Annotated in this window: 14 protein-coding genes; 6 read left to right on the top strand and 8 right to left on the bottom strand. The window is 67.9% G+C overall.

What is annotated here, in order from left to right:
• The first annotated feature begins 25 nt into the window (after positions 1-25).
• From BW41_RS15965 to BW41_RS15950, 4 genes are read left to right on the top strand one after another with little or no spacing between them, the layout of a single operon-like run.
• Complete coding sequence (locus BW41_RS15965; protein ID WP_037535558.1) at positions 26-1,363, top strand: hypothetical protein; 1,338 nt, start codon at positions 26-28, stop codon at positions 1,361-1,363.
• The gene (locus tag BW41_RS15960) at positions 1,364-3,571 is read left to right on the top strand and encodes a hypothetical protein (protein ID WP_037535557.1); all 2,208 of its coding nucleotides are present in this window, start codon (positions 1,364-1,366) and stop codon (positions 3,569-3,571) included. It begins immediately after the preceding gene.
• Entirely contained in the window at positions 3,568-4,563 is a 996-nt protein-coding gene (locus tag BW41_RS15955) for an ATP-binding protein (protein ID WP_037535556.1), read from the top strand. Before BW41_RS15960 ends, BW41_RS15955 begins: the two co-directional genes overlap by 4 nt.
• A complete protein-coding gene (locus tag BW41_RS15950; protein WP_037535555.1) occupies positions 4,560-6,413 on the top strand; it encodes a hypothetical protein in 1,854 nt (617 codons plus the stop codon). The genes BW41_RS15955 and BW41_RS15950 overlap by 4 nt, the downstream gene beginning before the upstream one ends.
• Positions 6,414-6,561: 148 nt before the next feature.
• On the opposite strand, the gene BW41_RS15945 is transcribed toward BW41_RS15950, so the two are convergent.
• The 7 genes from BW41_RS15945 to BW41_RS15915 form a co-directional block, all read right to left on the bottom strand.
• Positions 6,562-6,969, bottom strand: a complete 408-nt coding sequence (locus BW41_RS15945; protein ID WP_037535554.1) for a hypothetical protein — start codon at positions 6,967-6,969, stop codon at positions 6,562-6,564.
• A 46-nt stretch (positions 6,970-7,015) separates the two neighbouring features.
• Entirely contained in the window at positions 7,016-8,017 is a 1,002-nt protein-coding gene (locus BW41_RS20175) for a glycosyltransferase family 2 protein (RefSeq protein WP_152542353.1), read from the bottom strand.
• A 108-nt stretch (positions 8,018-8,125) separates the two neighbouring features.
• Positions 8,126-9,088, bottom strand: coding sequence for an alpha/beta hydrolase (locus BW41_RS15935; protein WP_037535552.1), 963 nt, complete (start codon positions 9,086-9,088; stop codon positions 8,126-8,128).
• 24 nt (positions 9,089-9,112) lie between these two features.
• Entirely contained in the window at positions 9,113-9,991 is an 879-nt protein-coding gene (locus tag BW41_RS15930; RefSeq protein ID WP_037535721.1) for an alpha/beta hydrolase, read from the bottom strand.
• A gap of 204 nt (positions 9,992-10,195) precedes the next feature.
• Positions 10,196-11,503, bottom strand: coding sequence for a xylose isomerase (gene xylA, locus BW41_RS15925; RefSeq protein ID WP_037535551.1), 1,308 nt, complete (start codon positions 11,501-11,503; stop codon positions 10,196-10,198).
• Positions 11,503-12,945: a xylulokinase gene (xylB, locus tag BW41_RS15920; protein ID WP_037535549.1), complete on the bottom strand. Its 1,443-nt coding sequence runs from the start codon at positions 12,943-12,945 to the stop codon at positions 11,503-11,505. The genes xylA and xylB overlap by 1 nt, the downstream gene beginning before the upstream one ends.
• 7 nt (positions 12,946-12,952) lie before the next feature.
• A complete protein-coding gene (locus BW41_RS15915) occupies positions 12,953-14,008 on the bottom strand; it encodes a glycoside hydrolase family 43 protein (RefSeq protein ID WP_152542380.1) in 1,056 nt (351 codons plus the stop codon).
• A 337-nt stretch (positions 14,009-14,345) separates the two neighbouring features.
• On the opposite strand from BW41_RS15915, the gene BW41_RS15910 reads away from it, so the two are divergent.
• Positions 14,346-16,124 carry an IlvD/Edd family dehydratase gene (locus BW41_RS15910; RefSeq protein WP_037535545.1) on the top strand — a complete coding sequence of 593 codons (1,779 nt, stop codon included), beginning with the start codon at positions 14,346-14,348 and terminating at the stop codon, positions 16,122-16,124.
• A gap of 41 nt (positions 16,125-16,165) precedes the next feature.
• A complete protein-coding gene (locus tag BW41_RS15905) occupies positions 16,166-17,590 on the top strand; it encodes a sugar porter family MFS transporter (protein WP_373276437.1) in 1,425 nt (474 codons plus the stop codon).
• A 57-nt stretch (positions 17,591-17,647) separates the two neighbouring features.
• On the opposite strand, the gene BW41_RS15900 is transcribed toward BW41_RS15905, so the two are convergent.
• Positions 17,648-19,276, bottom strand: a complete 1,629-nt coding sequence (locus BW41_RS15900; protein ID WP_235199800.1) for a glycoside hydrolase family 43 protein — start codon at positions 19,274-19,276, stop codon at positions 17,648-17,650.
• Positions 19,277-19,394 lie beyond the last annotated feature (118 nt).

Below are 19,394 nucleotides of genomic sequence, written 5' to 3'. Positions count from 1 at the left end.
CACGTAACCGAGACTGGAGATCGATTTGCCCCAGGACGACCAGTCGAACCCGGCCGCGCAGAAGGCCACTGCAGACGATCCCTCCTCGCGTGACGATGCCGGGCGCGCCGAGCGCCGCATGGACTTCATCGTCGGCCGGCTCCGAGCGGAAGGCGTGGCCAAGGGCGAGAAGGCGATCGCGCGCTTCATCGCCGCGCGATATGACGATGAAGCGGTCGCCCGCTTCGGGCCCGCCGATCCGTCAAACACGATAAAGCGGCACTACCTCAGCGGCCGGCGCATATCGAGGCAGGTCGGTCGCCCTGCCGGGAAGAAGAGGGCGGAGCCCGCCCTCCGGCACCCGTCCGCCGGTCGACCGGGCCCGGCGTCGAGCCGGTCGGCACCCGGTGACGGCGGCAGGTCCCGGCGCAGCGACCCTCGTGCCATCGTGGGGGCGACGTCGGCGGCGAAGCCCAGGGTCGAAGAAGACGAAGACGCCGCCTGCATCTATCCTCATGCGCCTCGGATCGTCTCCGAGGGGCTCGGTCCCTGGAGCCGTTCGGGCCGCCCGTCGCGCCACCAGCCGATGTCGATCCCGGAGAAGCTGGCGAGGGGACGTGGCTTGGACGGAAGGAAGGATCCTCGCGACTGGACCCTCGTCGAGATCAGGGCGGCGGACGACCTCGGATCCGTTCGGACCGGCATGACCTACGACAAGGACTACGGCACGAGCTGCTCCTACCTGACGAAGGCGAGGCGGGTGCAGTTCTTCGAGGGCCCGAACGAGCCCGCGTTCGCCGAGTTCATGGAGATGAGCACGCGTTGCGTCGCCATCCTCTTCCAGCCGCTGGAGATGGTGTTCAAGCGGAAGGACGGCCTGATCGTCCGCAAGTACCCGGACGTGGCCGTCGAGCTCTGGAACCACGCCGTCCGCTTCGGCGAGATCAAGTCCAACCAGGCCTGGTTCGACGCTCCGGGCGTCCGCCGCCCGCTCGACAGGATGGACCTCGCCTTGGCGGCGGCGGGTCTGGAGCCGCTCATGAGGATCAGCGGAGAGCCCTTCAGGACGGAGCCGGTGCTTGAGGCCCAGGCGGAAGCCATGGAGGCGCGCTTCATTCCCTTCGATCTGGAAGCCGACGTGCAGGCGGTGACCGACGTCGTCACGGCGACGGGAGGGTGCGCGCGCTACGGCGCGGTCCTCGCGGCGCTAGGAGGAAGGCGCGCGCGCGCGCGCGACAAGCTCTACGCCATGCTCGTCAGGCGGATCGTCGGCTTCGACCTCTCGAAGCGCCCCACGGCCGATACCCCCGTGACGCTTCCGCGCCCCGTGGTCCCCTACGCCCTTCGCGAGGTCCTCGGCCGCTTCTCCGGAAGGAAGCCGTAGATGGCAAGCAACCTCAGGCTGCCCGTCGGCTCCGTCTTCGAGCACGGTGGCGTGCGGATCGCGTTCGTCGAGGAGATCGACGGCTTCGTTCTCCGCTTCCTGGTGGAAGGCAGCGACGAGGAGTTCCACGTCGTCCTCGCGAACGGCGTCCGCGTCCGCCCGACGGTGCAGTGGGTCCTGGTCGAATCCCTCGCCGGACGGCTCGTCGACTGCGCGACCGGTCAGGAGACGATCTCGGAGTGGGCCGGCCGCTTCCTCGGCCTGGACAAGGCCGCATGCCTCGCGAGGCAGCCCATGAGCGTCCTCAAATACGACATCGCCCTGCGCGCTCTGATCGAGGGCATGCCGCGCAACGCCGACAGGCTTCGCGACTTCGCCAGCAAGCTCGTTCCGGACGACGTCGGAGCGCCTTCCGGGCGCTCCGTCATCCGATGGATGAACAATCTCGAACTCAACGACGGGCGCATCGGCGCGATGTGCAACCGGAGCGGTCGGCCGAAGGGCTGGTCGCCTCTCGCGCCGGTCGCCGATCGTCTCGTCCAGCAGGGGATGGCCCTCTTCTACGCGGACACCTCGCTCAAGAAGATGGGGACCGTCGGGCTCGTCGTCGCCGCCTGGACCGACCTCAAGGAACGGGGAGTGAGGGGCCTGGGCGAGGCGCCGCCCTCCAAGACGACGATCGTCAACCGCATCAACGCGAACGAGAACCTCGCGACGACGACCTCCAAGTTCGGGCGGCACGACGCCAAGAGGACGTTCGTCGCCTCGGGCGAGACCATCACGGTCAGCAGACCGTTCGAGATGGTCTTCCTGGACGGCACCGAGTTCGAGCAGGTCGTCCACTACTCCTCGGACGTCAGGATCCCGAGCGCGAAGCTGAAGGCAGTCGGACTGATCGACGGCTGCTCGCTCTACGCCTTTCCGAACAGTCCCTTCGCCGGGCCCTATCGCGCTGAGATGTCGATGAACGCGCTCATGGGCGCCCTTCTGCCGCCGACCCTGGACGAGGCCACCTTGGCGGAGAACCCCGAGCTCGTCCTCAACTTCGGACGGATCGGCGTCCTCAAGGGGGACAACGACAAGGCCCTGCTGCCGCCCTCGGCGCTCGGCAATCTGGCGAACGTCATGCGCCGCGTCGAACTCGCCAGGAAATTCTCCCCGAACGACAAGTCGCCAGTGGAGGGATTCTGGAAGTGGATGAAGGGTCAGTTCGACAACGAGCCGGGCACGGTGCTCTCTCCTCGGAGCAGGAAGCGCTCGATCAGGCGCGATCCCCTGGCGGAAGCCTCGATGACCCGCGCGAGCTTCGCCCGGAAGTACGAGCAGCGACGGCTCCTGTGGAACGATACCGCCCACGGAGCGCTCGGCGACCGCACCCCCAACCAGATCATGGCCGAGTTCATCGACGCGGAGTACGTTCGGCGAATGCGAAGGGCCGACGTCCAGCGACAGCTCGCGCGGACGGTGGACGGCCACCTGACCACCGACGGCGTGACGTACGACAACGTCCGCTATAGGTGGAACCGCGCCGGCATCACGAAACTGCTTTCCGAAAACCTGGCGTCGCAGGCCTTTGCGTCCCGCCTCCAGGGAACGGCCAAAATAGCCGTCTCGCTGCGCGTGTACGACTGGAACCTCGACTTCATCGAGGTCTTCGACCAGGCGAACAACGCCTTCGTCACGCTCTGGTCCGACGATCCCGAATACACCGAGTTCCTCACGCGCTACGAGCACAAGTTCCACCAGTCCTGCAGAGTGTCGGGCGAGACGGGCGCACAGACGGCCGAGGAGCGCGCACTGCGACGTGGCCGCTCCCTCCAGAAGGAGTGGGAGAACCTCCACAACCGCTCCTACGGCGTCGCCAAGCGCGCCGCCGCCGTGCTCGCCGCCGTGGAGACCCGCACCGGCTCGATCAGGACCGACGATCCCGACCTGACCGACTTCGAAGCCCTCCTCGGCTATTCGGAGCCTGCCGGCCACGACCGGCTGGACGTTCCCCGAGGTCCGTCGCAGCGGCGCACGCCGGCAGACGTCGATGACGCGGGGGACGCCGCATCCGCCCCCGCCTCGGACGGCTTCGGCCCGGTCGCAGATCTGGGCCCCGACCCGCGGACGCGGCTCGACGAACTCATCGCCGATCAGGCTGACGACCCCGACGACGGCATCGACTGGGACGAAGACGCACCTTCCGAAGGAGACGGCCGATGAAATCCTCCCCCGATCCCTATGGTGTCCCGCCGACGCCCCGACATGGCGATCCGCGACCGGTCTTCGGCGATCGGACGCGCGCCGTCCGAGCCGCCGCGGTCACTCCGTTCCTCAAGAGCAACTACATCGAGCACGCGCCGCAACGCGACGTGATCGATCAGCTTCTCGACTACAGCCTGTCAATGCTTCCGCTGCTCGGGAGGCCGATCGACGGACGTGGTCTTTCGGAGCATTCCGGGGCCGGCAAGTCCCGAATGATCGAGCGTCTCGTCGAGACGGCCGCGACGAGGCGGCGGGACGCGGGACAGTCGCCCAACCCCTACCAGATCGTCTGCGTCGAGCTCGACAAGACGACCACCATCGCCTCGTTCTACCGCCAGGTCCTCTTCAAGCTGAAGGATGAGCATTGGAACGACACGCGCTCCACGACGGACGATCTCGAGGATCGCATCGTCACCCTGTCGCGCCGGCTCGGCGTGGAGGCGCTCGTCGGCGACGAAGCCCAGCATCTCGATCGGAAGACGACGAACGCGGACCAGGTCACCGACCGGCTGAAGACCTTCCTCAACCGCGGCGTCCTCCCGCTCATCCTCATCGGGGACGAAAAGGCCAAGAGCTTCTTCGCCAAGAACCCGACGTTCGCGGTGAGGCTTGGAACGCCGCTGGCCCTGAAGCCGCTGGATTTCGCGCGGCCGGGAACCGACCAGAAGCTGTTCCTTAAATTCTGCGACGCGCTGGACACGGTCCTGGCGGCGTCCGGCATCATGGACCGGGTAAGCGGCCTAGGCAGACCGGGAATAAGGACTCCCCTAGCGCAAGTCAGCGGCGGACACGTCGGACGCGTGTGCCGTCTGGTTGGCGAAGCGGCGCAGCACGCGCTTCGGCGAGGCTCCCCTGTGATCGAGCCACACGATCTCAGCGTCGCCACCCGCGACTACGCCATCGGCCTCGGGTGGATTGCCCGCGATCCCTTCTCAAGGAGGATGCGATGAAAAAGGAAGCTGCGCTCAAGCGTCTGCGCTTCCCCTACCATCCCGAAAGCGACGAGAGCCTCGTCGGAGCCTTCGCGGCGGCATGCCGGGAAACCCGCCTCCGTCACGTCGTCAGCGGGCTGGAGGGCGCCGGACTGCGGATGACGAGACCCGGAGACATTCAAGTGGCCTCCTCGGAGACGCTGGAGCGGCTCGCGACCGTCATGCGCACGGACGTTGCGAGGCTAGCTTCGCTAGTCATGACATCCGACGGACGCAGCGTGGGTGTCGATACCAACCTCATCATGCCGCGCGGATCCTTCAACTGGCGGATCCGACGTATCGGGCCGCTGGCGCTGCGGGACAAAGCGTATCACCGCAGCGCCTGGCTGAATACGATGCTTCCCTATTGTCCGGAAAGCCTGGAACGGCTGGTCGAGGCATGTCCCACGTGCGGGCCGCTCGGTTGGCGGCACACCCGAGGGATCGGAGCGTGCGAGACGTGCGGAGAGCCCGTGCCGCCATCCAGCGAACCAGGGCTGCCCATCGCCAAGGCTTCGGACTACCGAAGGTTCGCGGCGCTCATGGCTCGAAACCGTGCCGTCGCGGCGACGGCCGTTGCTGCGCTGCCTCCGTTCCTGCGCGGGTTCTCGCGGACCGCGCTCGTCGCGGTCGCGACCCGAGCCGCGACCTGCCTGACGACGACCAGTCACGCGAGGCCGCTCGAAGTTCCCTTGAAGGGGGAGCCGCAGCGGATCGCCGAGATCGTCTGCGAGGGAATGCGCCTTCTGTCCGGTTGGCCGGAGGCCATCCAGGCCCGCTTTCAGGAACGAGCGCAGGCGATGACGGACGACCCGGATGCCTATGCGTTCCTTCGACGGGCAATGCGCTGGGTGGGAGGCGTTCCCGGAAGCGAGGCCGGCAGGCTCCTTGAACACGCGCTGCCCGATCTGGACGGCCGGACCGTGCACGTTTGCGCCGGAAAGTGGCGATACTACACCACGGCGGAAGCGAACAGGCGTCTTCTGACGTCGTCGGCCCAGCTCACGATGCTTCGCGAGAGGCAGGCGGTTCGGTGCGAGATCCTGCCGAGCCGCATGCGGGTGCGAGCGCGCTACGACGCGGAAGACGTCGATGCCCTTCGTGCAAGGCTCGACGGCACAATGCCCGTCGGAACCGTGGCGAGCCGTCTCGACGTCCCGGTCTACGCGATAGGGCAGCTTGCACGCGCGGACCGACTGGTCGTGGAGGAGGCCGTCGGAGTGAGCGTCCTTCGGGGAAGGCAGATAGAGCGGTCGTCCCTGAACCGCCTCCAGGCGGCCTTGCAGGCAGCCGCGTCCTCCACGAGGGTGCCGTCGGATTACGTGAAGCTGCGCAAGCTCTTCGCCCGCCGTGCCGGCGAGAGGCCCTGGGGTCCTGTCGTGGAGCTGGTGCTGAATGGTTCACTCCCGTTCCATCTTTCCGAAAGCATGTCGTTGAGAGATGCATGGGTGGACCCCCGCCGGCTGCCGAGACTTCGCATACCGTTTCCAGACATGTCCTCAGACCCACTGCGCCTCCAGCACGTCTCACTCCGTGACGCCCAGGACGTGCTCGGGACTCGTTTCGCCACCACGGTACATGCCCTGGGGGGGCACGAGTTCGTGCAAAGCAGAGGTGGGCGCGGCGACCGCGTCGACCGCGGCGCGCTGCGTTCGCTGGCGGCAACGGTCGCCTTCCTCGGCGAAGTGGCCGCCAGAAACGAGTGGGCGGCCGGCTACGCGCTTGCGGTCCTGAGCCGGTCCGGACTCCCGACGTGCCGAGGGGGGTGGAGCCGCCAATCCCTTCTGGAACGCGATCTCGTGGACCCCGTCGTCTACGAAGAGACCTGAGCCGACCGTTCTTTTTGAGATCTTCAGGGCTGCTCATGGCAGCATCGACGAACCTGAGATCTCGTCGATCTCGTCGCGCGCCGATACCACGCGAGATTGCGCAAGCGAACGAGACGAACAATGTTCGCCGACGTCTTAGTCGCTCAGGTCACGGAACGGCCTGTGTGACAAAGCTATCTTGCCGCAGTGACAAAATCCGCGCCTGCCCGCGCCGCGCCAGCGCCACCACCGCGACCACGCCGAGGATGATCGCCGTATCGGCGATCCAGTCCATGATGTCGCAGTCGCGGTGCAGTATCGGGATTGACTGGACCAGTTCGATCATCGCGCCGAGGAAGCTCAGCCGCTCGGCGATGCGCAGCAGCCGCGCCTGCGGCCAGCCGGCGCAGGCGAAGACCGTCAGCGTGCCGAAGGCCGACATATGCTGCCATTTGTCGACCATCGTGACGGTGATCGGCGGCTTCGGCGACAGCGCCATGACCAGCGCGAAGACGAGGGCGGCCCAGAACAGCAGCCGCGTGATCGGCGCGAGGCGCGCCTGGGAGAAGCCTGTCATGGCCGCGCCCCTAGGGTGCCCGGCTCGGCGCGTCCACCCGGCGGGGCTAACGCGCGATGATCGCGGCGATGGCATCCTGCACGATCAGCGACCGCCCGCCGCGTCCCCAGCCGCGGCTGTAGAGCTGGCGCCGATAGGCGGCGAACAGCCGCCGCAGCCGCGTGAGCGGGGCCCGCTGGCTGAAGACCGCCTCGCGCACGGCATAGAATTCGGCGACGCCCGACCAGCGCTCCGCCGCGCCGTCGAACTCGGGCGAGGCGATCGCATCGCGCACCCGCGCCAGCAGGCTGGCGGTCTCGGCGGCGATGCGCCCCCGTTGCCGGATATAGGCCGGATATTTGCGCACTGCCTTGGCGAGGCCATGGAGTTTCGTCGTGCGGGTGCGGCCGAAGACATTGGCGCCATGCTGGCGATAGAGCGCGAGCGGCTCGTCGATATAGCAGAGGCTGCCGAACAGGCCGGCGACGAGGTAGAACCAGCGATCGTGCGACATCGGCCGCTCATATTCGATCAGGTCGTGCGGCCGCATCGCCGGATCGATCAGATGCAGCAACCGGCGATCGATCGTGCAGGTGAAGCCGAGGAAGACGCCCCACGGCTCGAAGCCCGCACCCTCCAGCAGCGCACGGCGCGAAAGGTTGGTCGAGGTGCCGATCCGCGCGCCCGCCTCGTCGATCAGCTCGACGCGATGCGAGCACATCAGCGCGCCCGTCGCCGTCATCGCTGCCAGCGACCGGGCGATCTTGCCCGGCAGCCAGACGTCGTCCTGATCGCAGAAGGCGATATGGTCGCTCTCGCACAGCGCGATCGCCTTCATGAAATTGTCGGAGAAGCGCAGCCGCGTCTCGTTGCGATGGAAGCGGACGGGGAAGGGGGCGGTGCGCGCAAAGTCCGCGATGATCGCCGCGGTGCGATCGGTCGACTGATCGTCACAGATGACGAGTTCGGCGGGAAGGTGATCCTGCTGCGCCAGCGAGCGCAATTGCTCGGCGAGGAACCGCTCGCCATTGAAGGTCGCCATGGCGACGGACACTGCACCGGTCTGCACCCGCGATCCCTCTCGTCACGAAGGGCGCATCCTTAACCATCTTTTATCCGGCCGTCGCGGGTCTTCGTTGCAGCCCGGCGGGGCGGATGCGATCCGCCCCGCCGTCGTTCAGCCGCGCGGCTTGAGCCAGCCGTGCATATCCATCCAGCGGGCGAATTCGTCGAACCAGCCGGTGCTCGTCGTCGTCTTGGGATACATGCCGAAGCCGTGGCCGCCCTGTTCGAACAGATGGAATTCGACCGGCCGCTTGGCGGTGCGCCAGCTGTCGATCAGGCCGAAGCCGCCGTTGCCGAAGAAGGGATCGTCGGCGGCGAGCGCGACGAACATCGGCGGCGCGTCGGCGGGCACGGTGACCGCGGCGAGCGGGCCGTAGATGTTGCCGATGAAGGCGGGCTTGGCGTCGCCGCCGTCGAGCGTCGTCGCCATCGTCAGCATCGCGCCGGCGGAAAAGCCGATCATGCCGATCCGGTCGGCATCGACATGCCACTCACCGGCCCGCTGGCGGACCAGCGCGAAGGCGGCGCGCGCATCGGCGATCTGCGGCGCGAGGGTCGCCGCCATCGCGCCGGCGTTGGGCCGCGGCGGGCGGGCGCCGGGGGTGAACATCGCCGTCATCGACCGTTCGAAGCCGGGCATGTCAGCCGGCGTCGGGTTGAGCCGGTATTTGAGCACAAAGGCGGCGACGCCCTTGGCGGCGAGCGCGCGCGCCACGTCCCAGCCCTCATTCTCCATCGACAGCGTGCGGAAGCCGCCGCCGGGCGCGACGATCACCGCCGCCCCGCTCGCCTTGCCGGGATCGGGCAGGAAGGGGGTGAGCGTCGCGACGGTGACGTTGCGCGCGAAGACGCTGCCATATTGGCGATGCCATGCCTCGGGCGCGGGATTGCCGGGCAGCTTGCCGGTGGCGAGCGTGATCGCGTTGGGCTGCGCCGGAATGGCGATCGGCACCATCTTGTCGTCCTGCGCCGCCGCGGGCGCGGCGAGCAGCGTCGCGGCCGCGCACGCGGTGCCGGCGATGGCGAGGGGGCGCAGCAATTGCGCGATGGCGAAGGCGTGGAGTCGTTTCGTCATGCGTCTCTCTCCCGATGATTTAGATTATTTGGCGGTGCGTGGCGACAGCCAGCCACTGTCGGCAAGCCAGTCGTTCAACCGGTCGGGCCAGTGCAGGATCGAGATCCGGTCCGACTCGTCGAGATTGAAGGCGTGATCGCTGTCGGCGTACATGTGCAGCTCGGCAGAGACGCCGGCCTTGCGCAACTGCTCGTACAGCGCGACCGACGGCGCGGCGCAGCAGGCATCGCGGCTGCCGGCGACGAGGAAGGCGGGCGGCGCGGCGGCGATCGCTTTGGCGGGAATGCCGCGCGGTCCCGGGAAGACGAGCACCTGGAAGTCGGGCCGCGCGGGCAGCCGGTCGATCGCGTCGCGCACCGGGCGACCGGCGGGCTCGGGATTGTCGGCGATCTGCGAGACGAGCTCGCCGCCCGCGGAAAAGCCCATCGCGCCGACTCGAGCCGGGTCGATGCCGTAATCGGCGGCATGCGCGCGGACCCAGCGGATCGCGCGGCGCGCATCGTCGGCGGCGTCGCCCTCGACCGAATAGGTCGAGCCCGGTTCGTTGGCGAGCCGGTATTTGAGCACGAAGGCGGTGATGCCCATGCGGTTGAGCGCGGTGGCGACCTTGGTGCCCTCGTTGGTCCAGACGAGCAATTTATGGCCGCCGCCGGGCATGATGACGATCGCCGCGCCGTTGCGCTTCTTCGCATCGGCAGGAAAGGCGATCAGCGAGGGATCGTGGATGTTGCGCACCCAATAGTCGCGGCCGACCTCCGGCTCGCGGCGACGCGTGGTGACACCGGGGGCACCGTCCGGCCAGAGCGGGATCGTGGTATAGTGCGGCGGCGGCTGCGGCGCGGGATCCTGCGCCGGTAGCGGCGCGGTCGCGAGCAGCGCGGCGAGGGCAAAGGCTCGGCGCATCGTCATCCTCCCAAATCGCCGGTCACCGTCTGCGGCGTCCCGGATGGCGACCCTTGGGGGCGCCGGTGTCGGTATGCGGTCCCGCGGGCGTGCGCCGCTGATCGGCGTGGCGGCGACCTCGGTGCGCTTGCCCGTCAGGCGCGGCATGGCCGGCCTGACGGGCAAGCGGCGCGGGCAGGGCGACGAACGCCCCGCCCCCTTCTCTTAGCGGAAGCGGTTGATCAGATTCTCCAGCCGCTCCTGACGACCCGAGCGCGGCTGCGGATCGATGTTCTGCTCGACCGCGAGATCGGCGATGCCGGCGAGGTCGAGGCCGGCGATCTTGTTGCCGAACTCACCCGTCCAGCCGGCATAGCGCTCTTCCTTGGCGGCATCGAGACGACCGTCCTCGATCAGCGCCGCGGCGTTGAGCAGGCCCTTGGCGACGACGTCGATGCCGCCGACATGGCCGTGGAACAGATCGACGGCGTCGATCGACTGGCGGCGCACCTTGGCGTCGAAGTTGAACCCGCCGGTGGTGAAGCCGCCCGCCCGGATGATCTCGATCATCGCCAGCGTCAGCTCGTCGACCGAATTGGGGAATTGATCGGTGTCCCAGCCGTTCTGCGGATCGCCGCGGTTGGCGTCGATCGACCCGAAGATGCCGAGCGCGCCGGCGGTGGCGATCTCATGCTCGAAGGTGTGGCCCGACAGCGTCGCGTGGTTCGCCTCGATGTTGACGCGCACCTCGTTCTCGAGGCCGTAGCGCTTGAGGAAGCCGTAGACCGTCGCGGTGTCGAAGTCATACTGATGCTTGGTCGGCTCGTGCGGCTTCGGTTCGATCAGGATCGTGCCGGTGAAGCCGATCTTGTGCTTGTGCTCGACGACGAGGCTGAGGAAGCGGCCGAAATTGTCGAGCTCGCGCTTCATGTCGGTGTTGAGCAGCGTCTCATAGCCCTCGCGGCCGCCCCACAGGACGTAGTTCTGGCCGCCGAGGCGATGCGTCGCTTCGAGCGCGTCGCGCACCTGCATCGCGCCGAAGGCATAGACTTCGGGATCGGGGTTGGTCGCGCCGCCGGCGGCGAAGCGCGGGTGGCTGAACAGATTGGCGGTGCCCCAGAGCAGCTTGCGGCCCGACGAGGCCTGGAGCTTTTCGAGGTGGTCGACCGCTTCGGCGAAATAGCGGCGATGCTCGCCGACATTGGCGGCATCGGCCATCACGTCGACGTCGTGGAAGCAATAGAAGGGCACGTCGAGCTTCTGGAAGAAGTCGAACGCGACCTCGCGCTTCTCCGCCGCGGCGGCGCTGTCGTTGGCGCCACGGTGCCACGGGCGGTTGAAGGTGCCGCCGCCGAACACGTCGGAACCCGGCCAGCAGAAGGTGTGCCAGAAGCAGGCGGCGAAGCGCAGATGCTCTTCCATCGTCTTGCCGAGCACGACGCGGTTCTTGTCGTAGAAGCGGTAGGCGAGTTCATTGTCGCTGTCCGGTCCTTCGTACCGGATCTGCGGGATGTCGGCGAAAAAGTCGGCCATTAGAGGGTCCTTATGCGGGTGTATGCGTCGCGGAAGGCGGCGGCTTTGGGAGCAAGGCGCTCGACGAGCGCCGGATCGGGCGTGATGACGTGCGAGACGGGCGGCGCGGCGCAGACCTCGGCAGGATTGCCGCCGTCGACGGCGAGCTGGGCGAGGCGCGCGGCGCCGAGTGCCGGCCCGACCTCGCCACCCTGGAGGTAGACGAGCTCGACGTCCATCGCCGCGGCGAGCGTCTCGCCCCAGTAGCGCGAGCGGGCGCCGCCGCCGATCACCGACAGGCGCTCGATCGTCGTGCCGGCGTCGCGCAGCACGCGCAGGCCGTCGGCGAGCGCGAAGCCGACGCCTTCCAGCACCGCCTGCGCGAGCCGGTCGGGACCGGTGTCATTGTCGAGCCGGAGGAAGGCGCCGCGGACCTGCGCGTCATTGTGCGGGGTGCGCTCACCGGAGAGATAGGGGAGGAACAGCTCCGGTCCGGCACCCGGCCCCGCGCGCTCGGCACGCGCGAACAGGTCCGCGGCGCCCGCCGCGCCGGTGATTCTGGCAACCCAGTCGATGCACGAGGCGGCGGACAGGTGAACGGCCATCTGGTGCCACATGTCGGGCAGGCAGTGGCAGAAGGCATGGACCGCGCCCGCGACATTGGGGCGGAAGCGATCGGTGGCGACGAAGATCACGCCCGACGTGCCGAGCGACAGCAACGCATCGCCGTCGCGCACCGCGCCGACGCCCGCCGCGCCCGCGGCATTGTCGCCGCCGCCGCCGGCGACCGGCACCGCGGCCATGCCCCACAGCTCGGCGATCTCGGGCCGCAGCCGGCCGGTCGCCGCGCTGCCCTCGACCAGCGTCGGCATCTGCGCCTCGGTCAGGCCGGTGGCGGCGAGCAGCGTCTCGCTCCAGCGCCGCCCGGCGACGTCGAGCCACAGAGTGCCCGCCGAATCGGACAGGTCCGAGACCTTGTCGCCGGTCATCTGCAACCGGACATAGTCCTTGGGCAGCAGCACGGTGGCGACGGAATCGAACAGCTCGGGCTCGTGATGGCGGACCCATTGCAGCTTGGGCGCGGTGAAGCCCGGCATGACGAGGTTGCCGCCCACCGTGTGGAAATCGGGCGTCGCCGCCTCGAGCTCGGCGCATTCGGCGAAGGAGCGGCCATCGTTCCACAGGATCGCCGGGCGCAGCGGCTGGTCGTCCGCGTCGAGCAGCGTCGCGCCGTGCATCTGCCCGGCGAGGCCGATGCCGCGTACCGCGCGCCGCACGTCCGGGTCGATCGCCTGGACCGCGGCGGTGGTCGCCTGCCACCAGGCGTCCGGATCCTGTTCGGACCAGAGCGGCTGCGGCCGCTGCACGGTCAGCGCGGCAGTACCCTGACCGACGACGCTGCCGTGCGTATCGAGCACCACCGCCTTGACGCCGGACGTGCCGATATCGATGCCGAGGAACATGCCGGTCTTAGTCCTTGAACGGGTTGATCGGACGGATCGTACCGTCGCTATTGAACGTCAGCTCGGTCATCTTGGCCGAGCGGAGGTAGTTCTTATTCGACAATTGCGTGTCGTGATAGAACAGCCACCACTTGCCCTTGAACTCGACGATCGAATGGTGCGAGGTCCAGCCCTGCACCGGCATCAGGAAATGACCGGTATAGCGGAACGGGCCGTAGGGCGACGTGCCGATCGCGTAATTGAGGTAATGGGTGTCGCCGGTCGAATAGGTGAAATAATATTTGCCGCCGCGCTTGAACGTCCACGACGCCTCGAAGAAGCGGCGATCATGGTCGCCGCCGAGCACCGGCTTGCCGGTCTCGTCGGTGATGACGACGTCGCGCGGCGCCTCGGCGAACTGCTTCATGTCGGGGGTCAGGCGCGCGATCTTGGGCGACAGCGCGGGCTTGTCGTCCTGCTTGAGGTCGGTGTCGCCGGCATTGGGGTCGAACCGGCCGGTGGTCCAGCGCTGCAACTGGCCGCCCCAGATGCCGCCGAAATACATATAGCTCTGGCCGTCGCTGTCGGTGAACACCGCCGGGTCGATCGAGAAGCTGCCCTTGATCGGCTGCGGCTCGGCCTTGAACGGGCCGGTCGGCGACTTGCCGGTGGCGACGCCGATGCGGAACACGCCGTCCTTGTCGCGCGCCGGGATGTACAGATAATAGGTGCCGTTCTTATAGGCCGCGTCGGGCGCCCAGGTCTGCTTCGACGCCCAGGGGATGTCCTTCACGTCGATCGCCACCGGATGCACCGTCACCGGACCGCCGGGGCGATCCATGCTGAGGATGCGATAATCGTGCATGGCATATTGCGTGCCGAGATCGTCGTCCGGGATGCCCGCGTCGACGTCATGGCTGGGATAGACGTAGAGCTTGCCGTTGAAGACGTGCGCTGACGGATCGGCGAAATAGAGGTTCTTGACCAGCGGCTGTGCGGTATAGCGCTTGCCGTCCGGGCTGCGCGGCTCGCTGGCGGCGGGCTTGGCGACCTGCGCGAGGGCGAGCGTGGCGGTCGCGCCCATCGTCGCGGCGGTCAGGCAGAGTGCGAGGCGAAGCCTCATGGCGGATGATCCTTCCTAATGACGGCCTTCTGACGAGGCCTGCAGCTGCCGCGAGTGCGGGATAGCGCTACCATATGCAGGCGATCGATTTTCCGCAAGCGGTTCGGGCCGGGGATTTCGATGTCGGAGGCGGTGCCCGCGCATCGATCGTCGATCGATCGTATCGAAACGGGATTGCGCCGGTTGCGGGGAGGTCGGCGTCTCGGGTACGACCGTTTGCGGCCTTGACGTGCGGGCTTGGCCTGATAGCGATACCAACAGGGGTGAGCGAGTGCATCGCCCAGGTGGAGAGTATAGCGTGTCACGCCAACCGGTCCGTCCCTTCCGCTCGCGCGACTGGTTCGCCGACCCGGCCCGCGCCGACATGACCGCGCTCTACCTCGAACGCTTCATGAATTATGGCCTGACGCCGGCGGAACTGCGCTCGGGCCGGCCGATCATCGGCATCGCCCAGTCGGGCAGCGACCTTTCCCCATGCAACCGCATCCACCTCGACCTGGCGCGGCGGGTGCGCGACGGCATCCGCGACGCGGGCGGCATCCCGCTCGAATTTCCGGTCCATCCGATCTTCGAAAACTGCCGTCGGCCGACCGCGGCGCTCGACCGCAACCTCGCCTATCTCGGTCTGGTCGAGACGCTGTACGGCTATCCGATCGACGCGGTGGTGCTGACCACCGGATGCGACAAGACGACGCCGTCGGGGATCATGGCCGCCGCCACCGTCGACATTCCGGCGATTGTCCTGTCGGGCGGGCCGATGCTCGACGGCTGGCATGAAGGCGAGCTGGTCGGTTCGGGCACCGTCATCTGGCGCTCGCGCCGGAAGCTCGCCGCGGGCGAGATCGACGAGGAGGAGTTCCTCCAGCGTGCCACCGACAGCGCGCCCTCGGCGGGCCATTGCAACACGATGGGCACCGCCTCGACGATGAATGCGGTCGCCGAGGTGCTCGGCCTGTCGCTGCCCGGCTGCGCCGCGATTCCCGCCCCGTATCGCGAGCGCGGCCAGATCGCCTATGAGACCGGCCGTCGCATCGTCGACATGGCCTATGAGGATCTGCGCCCGTCGCGCATCCTCAGCCGTGAAAGCTTCCTCAACGCGATCCGCCTGGTCACCGCGATCGGCGGATCGTCCAACGCGCAGCCGCATATCCAGGCGATGGCGGCGCATGCCGGGATCGAGGTGCGCGCCAGCGACTGGATGGATCATGGCTACGACCTGCCGCTGATCGTCGACGTCCAGCCGGCGGGGCGGTTCCTCGGCGAACGCTTCCACCGCGCCGGCGGCGTGCCGGCGGTGATGAGCGAGCTGCTCGCCGCGGGCAAGCTCGACGGCGACTGCCTGACCGTCACCGGCCGCAGCGTCGCGGAGAATTGCGCCGGCCGCGTCGCCAGCGACCGCGAGGTGATCCGGCCCTATGACCAGCCGCTCAAGGAGCAGGCGGGGTTCCTGGTGCTGACCGGCAATCTGTTCGACTTCGCGATCATGAAGACCAGCGTGATCTCCCCCGCCTTCCGCGACCGCTATCTCACCGTGCCGGGGCGCGAGAACGTCTTCGAGGCGAAGGCGGTGGTGTTCGAGGGATCGGACGATTACCACCATCGCATCAACGATCCCGCGCTCGGGATCGACGAGAATTCGATGCTGGTCATCCGAGGCGCCGGCCCGATCGGCTGGCCGGGATCGGCGGAGGTGGTGAACATGCAGCCGCCCGATCACCTCATCCAGCGCGGTATCCTGACGCTGCCGACGCTCGGCGACGGGCGGCAGTCGGGCACGTCGGACAGCCCGTCGATCCTCAACGCCAGCCCCGAAAGCGCGGTCGGCAGCGGGCTCGCCTGGCTGCGGACCGGCGACAGGATCCGCGTCGATCTCAATACGGGACGGTGCGACGCCCTGGTCGACGCGGCCGAGATCGCGATCCGGCGCGGCGGTGATGCGCCCCCCATTGCCGAAAGCCACACGCCGTGGGAGGAACTGTATCGGGAAAAGACCGGCCAGCTCGGGCAGGGCGGCGTCCTCGACTTCGCACTCAAATATCGGGGTATCGCCGCGCGTACGCCACGGCATAACCACTAAGGTCCATTCATTCGCCGGCGGTGACCGGCACAGGAGAGACGATGACGGATATGGCAAGGGGGGCGGGGGGGACCGCCACGAATCACGGCTTCATCGCCGCGATCGTCGCGGTGGCGACGATCGGCGGCTTCATGTTCGGCTATGATTCGGGGGTGATCAACGGCACCCAGAAGGGGCTGGAGGCAGCGTTCGCGCTCGGCCGGCTCGGCATCGGCGTCAACGTCGGCGCGATCCTGGTCGGCTCGGCGATCGGCGCGTTCGGCGCCGGGCGGATGGCCGATGCGATCGGCCGCCGCAACGTGATGATGCTCGCCGCCCTGCTGTTCCTGGTCAGCGCGCTGCTTGCCGGCGCGGCGAGCGGGTCGGAAATCTTCATCTTCGCGCGCATCATCGGCGGCCTCGGCGTCGGTGCGGCGAGCGTCATCTCGCCCGTCTACATCTCGGAAGTCACCCCCGCCTCGATCCGCGGCCGGCTGACCAGCGTGCAGCAGGTGATGATCATCACCGGCCTGACCGGCGCGTTCGTCGCCAATTTCGTCCTCGCCCGCTATGCCGGCGGTTCGACCGCGCCGTTCTGGCTCGGCTATCCGGCGTGGCGCTGGATGTTCTGGCTGCAGGCGATCCCGGCGGCGATCTATCTCGTCGCGCTGTTCGTCATCCCGGAAAGCCCGCGCTTCCTGATGGCCAAGGGACGTGAAGAGGCGGCGCATACCGTGCTCACCCGCCTGTTCGGCAAGGCCGAGGCCGATCGCAAGGTCGGCGAGATCCGCAACTCGCTCGCCGCCGATCACCACAAGCCCAAGCTGTCGGACCTGCGCGACAAGCGCACCGGCAAGATCCGTCCCATCCTGTGGGCGGGCATCGGCCTTGCCATCTTCCAGCAGCTCGTCGGCATCAACGTCGTCTTCTATTATGGCGCGGTGCTGTGGGAAGCTGTCGGCTTCACCGAAGACAATGCGTTGCAGATCAACATCCTGTCGGGCGTGCTGTCGATCGCGGCGTGTCTGTTCACGATCGCGACCGTCGACAAGATCGGCCGCAAGCCGCTGCTTCTCGTCGGGTCGGCGGGCATGGCGGTGACGCTGGCGGTGGTCGCCTGGGCCTTCTCGACCGCGGTCACCGATGCGGCGGGCGCCGTCTCGCTGCCGGGGCATAACGGCATGATCGCGCTGATCGCCGCCAACCTCTACGTCATCTTCTTCAACGGCAGCTGGGGCCCGGTGATGTGGGTGATGCTCGGCGAGATGTTCCCGAACCAGATCCGCGGCTCGGGTCTTGCGGTGTCGGGCTTCGCGCAGTGGATCGCCAATGCGGCGATCTCGGTCAGCTTCCCGGCGCTGGCCGTGTCGCCGGGCCTGTCGGTGACCTATTTCGGCTACGCCTTCTTCGCGGCGGCGTCGTTCTTCTTCGTCCGCAAGATGGTCAACGAAACCGCGGGTCGCGAACTGGAGGACATGGCGGGCTGATCCGCCGGTCATCGCAACGAACGGGGGGGCGGTCCTGCGGGGCCGCCCCCCTTCGTTTCAGCGCCGGAAGGCGTAGGGGCCGATCAGCGTGCCGACGAACCCGCCCGCCGCTTCGGTGCTGAGGAAGCGCGCGTCGACGTCGCTGGCGAGCGTCCGCGTCGCGCCGCCCGCCTGATAGGCGAAGGCCATCGTGCCGCCGGTGGCGCGGATCGTCAGCGTCACCGGGCCTGCCGCGGCGAGCGGGGCGGAGGCGACGAGCCGTTCGGCGCCCTTGTCGCTGGTATAGAGCGCGACCATCGGCTTGCCGGCGAGGCGAGTGATGCCGAAGAACAGGAAGTTCTGGTCGCTCTGCATCGCCGCGAGGCCGGCGCGTTCGCCATCGGCATCCGGGGTGAAGCGGACGGTGGTGCTGATCGTCGCGTTATGATGCTGCTGACGGCGCGCGACGAAGGCGGGCACGCCGGTGAGGTCGCCCATCGCCGCGCCGCGGTCGAGCACCAGTTCGTGACGGTCGATATGATAGACCGGCGTCTGCGGCGTGCGCACGCCGATCCACTGCATCGCCAGCTTCGGTCCGGCGAAGGTGTCGGTATAGGCGAAGTCGCCGCTGGTCGGCAGCGCCGGCGGGCGCTGCTGCGGCAGCCGGGGTGCGGCGGCGGTGAAGGGGATCGTCTGGCCGTGCGGCAGGATGATCGGCCAGCCATCGCGCCACGTCACCGGCAGCAGGAAGGTCTCGCGCCCGATATTATAGTAATTGCCCTGATAGGGCCGCACCGCGAGGAAGGTCGCCCACCAGTCGCCGGTCTGCGTCTGCACCAGCTCGGCATGACCGGCCGAGGTGATCGGATTGGGGCGGGCCGGATCGAGATCGCGCTGCGTCAGGATCGGGTTGCCCGCGAACGGCTGATACGGACCGCGCAATGCGCGCGAGCGGAACACGACCTGCGAATGGTTGACGCTGGTGCCGCCCTCCGCCGCGGTGAGATAATAATAGCCGTCCTTGCGGAAGATGTGCGGCCCTTCGATCCACACCGGCTTCTTGGCTATGTCGACGCCGCCGTTGATCAGCTGCGTGCTCTCGCCGACCATCTTGCCGGCGCGCCAGTCATATTCCTGCACCCAGATGGCGCGATGGCCTTCGTAGCGCGGCGGTTCGGCGGGGGCGCGGTTGTTGACGATATAGGCGCGGTCGCCCTCCCAATAGATCGACGGATCGATCCCCTCGAACGGCAGCCAGATCGGGTCGGACCACGGCCCCGCCGGGTTCTTCGCGGTGATGACGAAATTGCCTTTGCACGACACGCAGGTGTTGACGATGTAGAAGGTACCGGCGTGATAGGTGATGTCGGGCGCGAAGACGGCTTCCGAGGTGCGGCGGCCGGTGAAGTCGAGCTGGCCGGGGCGGTCGATCGCGTTGCCGATCTGCGTCCAGTGGACGAGATCCTTCGAGTGGAAGACCGGCAGGCCGGGGAAGTGCGCGAAGGATGAATTGACCAGATAATAATCGTCGCCGACGCGCGTCACCGATGGATCGGGATAATAGCCGGACAGGATCGGGTTGCGATATTCGCCTGCCGCCGGTGTCGCCTGCTCCTGCGATTGCCCCTGATAGGTGAAACGGCTGAAGCGCGGCGCCTCGCTTGCCATCGCCGCGCTGCTGCCGGCCAGCGCCAGCGCCAAAACCATGGCTCGTCTTGCCATCCTCGTCTCTCCCGATCGTCCTGACGCCGGATGCGTCGGCCGTTGCCCGAGTTATACCGCTACCAAAGCCGCGCGCCAGCGAGTGCGTCGGGGTAAAAGGCTA

This window comes from Sphingomonas sp. RIT328 (genome assembly GCF_000632225.1).
In the GTDB taxonomy this organism is placed as follows: Bacteria; Pseudomonadota; Alphaproteobacteria; order Sphingomonadales; family Sphingomonadaceae; genus Sphingomonas; species Sphingomonas kyungheensis.
Note: the sequence above shows the minus strand (reverse complement) of the source record. Positions and strands in the feature narration are given on the sequence as shown.

Excerpts from the sequence above, each read along its gene's own strand:
- BW41_RS15915 (WP_152542380.1), bottom strand. The coding sequence starts at position 14,008 with ATGGGCGCGACCGCCACGCTCGCCCTCGCGCAGGTCGCCAAGCCCGCC.
- BW41_RS15955 (WP_037535556.1), top strand. The coding sequence starts at position 3,568 with ATGAAATCCTCCCCCGATCCCTATGGTGTCCCGCCGACGCCCCGACAT.
- xylA (WP_037535551.1), bottom strand. The coding sequence starts at position 11,503 with ATGGCCGACTTTTTCGCCGACATCCCGCAGATCCGGTACGAAGGACCG.
- BW41_RS15900 (WP_235199800.1), bottom strand. The coding sequence starts at position 19,276 with ATGGTTTTGGCGCTGGCGCTGGCCGGCAGCAGCGCGGCGATGGCAAGC.
- xylB (WP_037535549.1), bottom strand. The coding sequence starts at position 12,945 with ATGTTCCTCGGCATCGATATCGGCACGTCCGGCGTCAAGGCGGTGGTG.
- BW41_RS15935 (WP_037535552.1), bottom strand. The coding sequence starts at position 9,088 with ATGACGAAACGACTCCACGCCTTCGCCATCGCGCAATTGCTGCGCCCC.
- BW41_RS15950 (WP_037535555.1), top strand. The coding sequence starts at position 4,560 with ATGAAAAAGGAAGCTGCGCTCAAGCGTCTGCGCTTCCCCTACCATCCC.
- BW41_RS15905 (WP_373276437.1), top strand. The coding sequence starts at position 16,166 with ATGACGGATATGGCAAGGGGGGCGGGGGGGACCGCCACGAATCACGGC.
- BW41_RS15930 (WP_037535721.1), bottom strand. The coding sequence starts at position 9,991 with ATGCGCCGAGCCTTTGCCCTCGCCGCGCTGCTCGCGACCGCGCCGCTA.
- BW41_RS15960 (WP_037535557.1), top strand. The coding sequence starts at position 1,364 with ATGGCAAGCAACCTCAGGCTGCCCGTCGGCTCCGTCTTCGAGCACGGT.
- BW41_RS15945 (WP_037535554.1), bottom strand. The coding sequence starts at position 6,969 with ATGACAGGCTTCTCCCAGGCGCGCCTCGCGCCGATCACGCGGCTGCTG.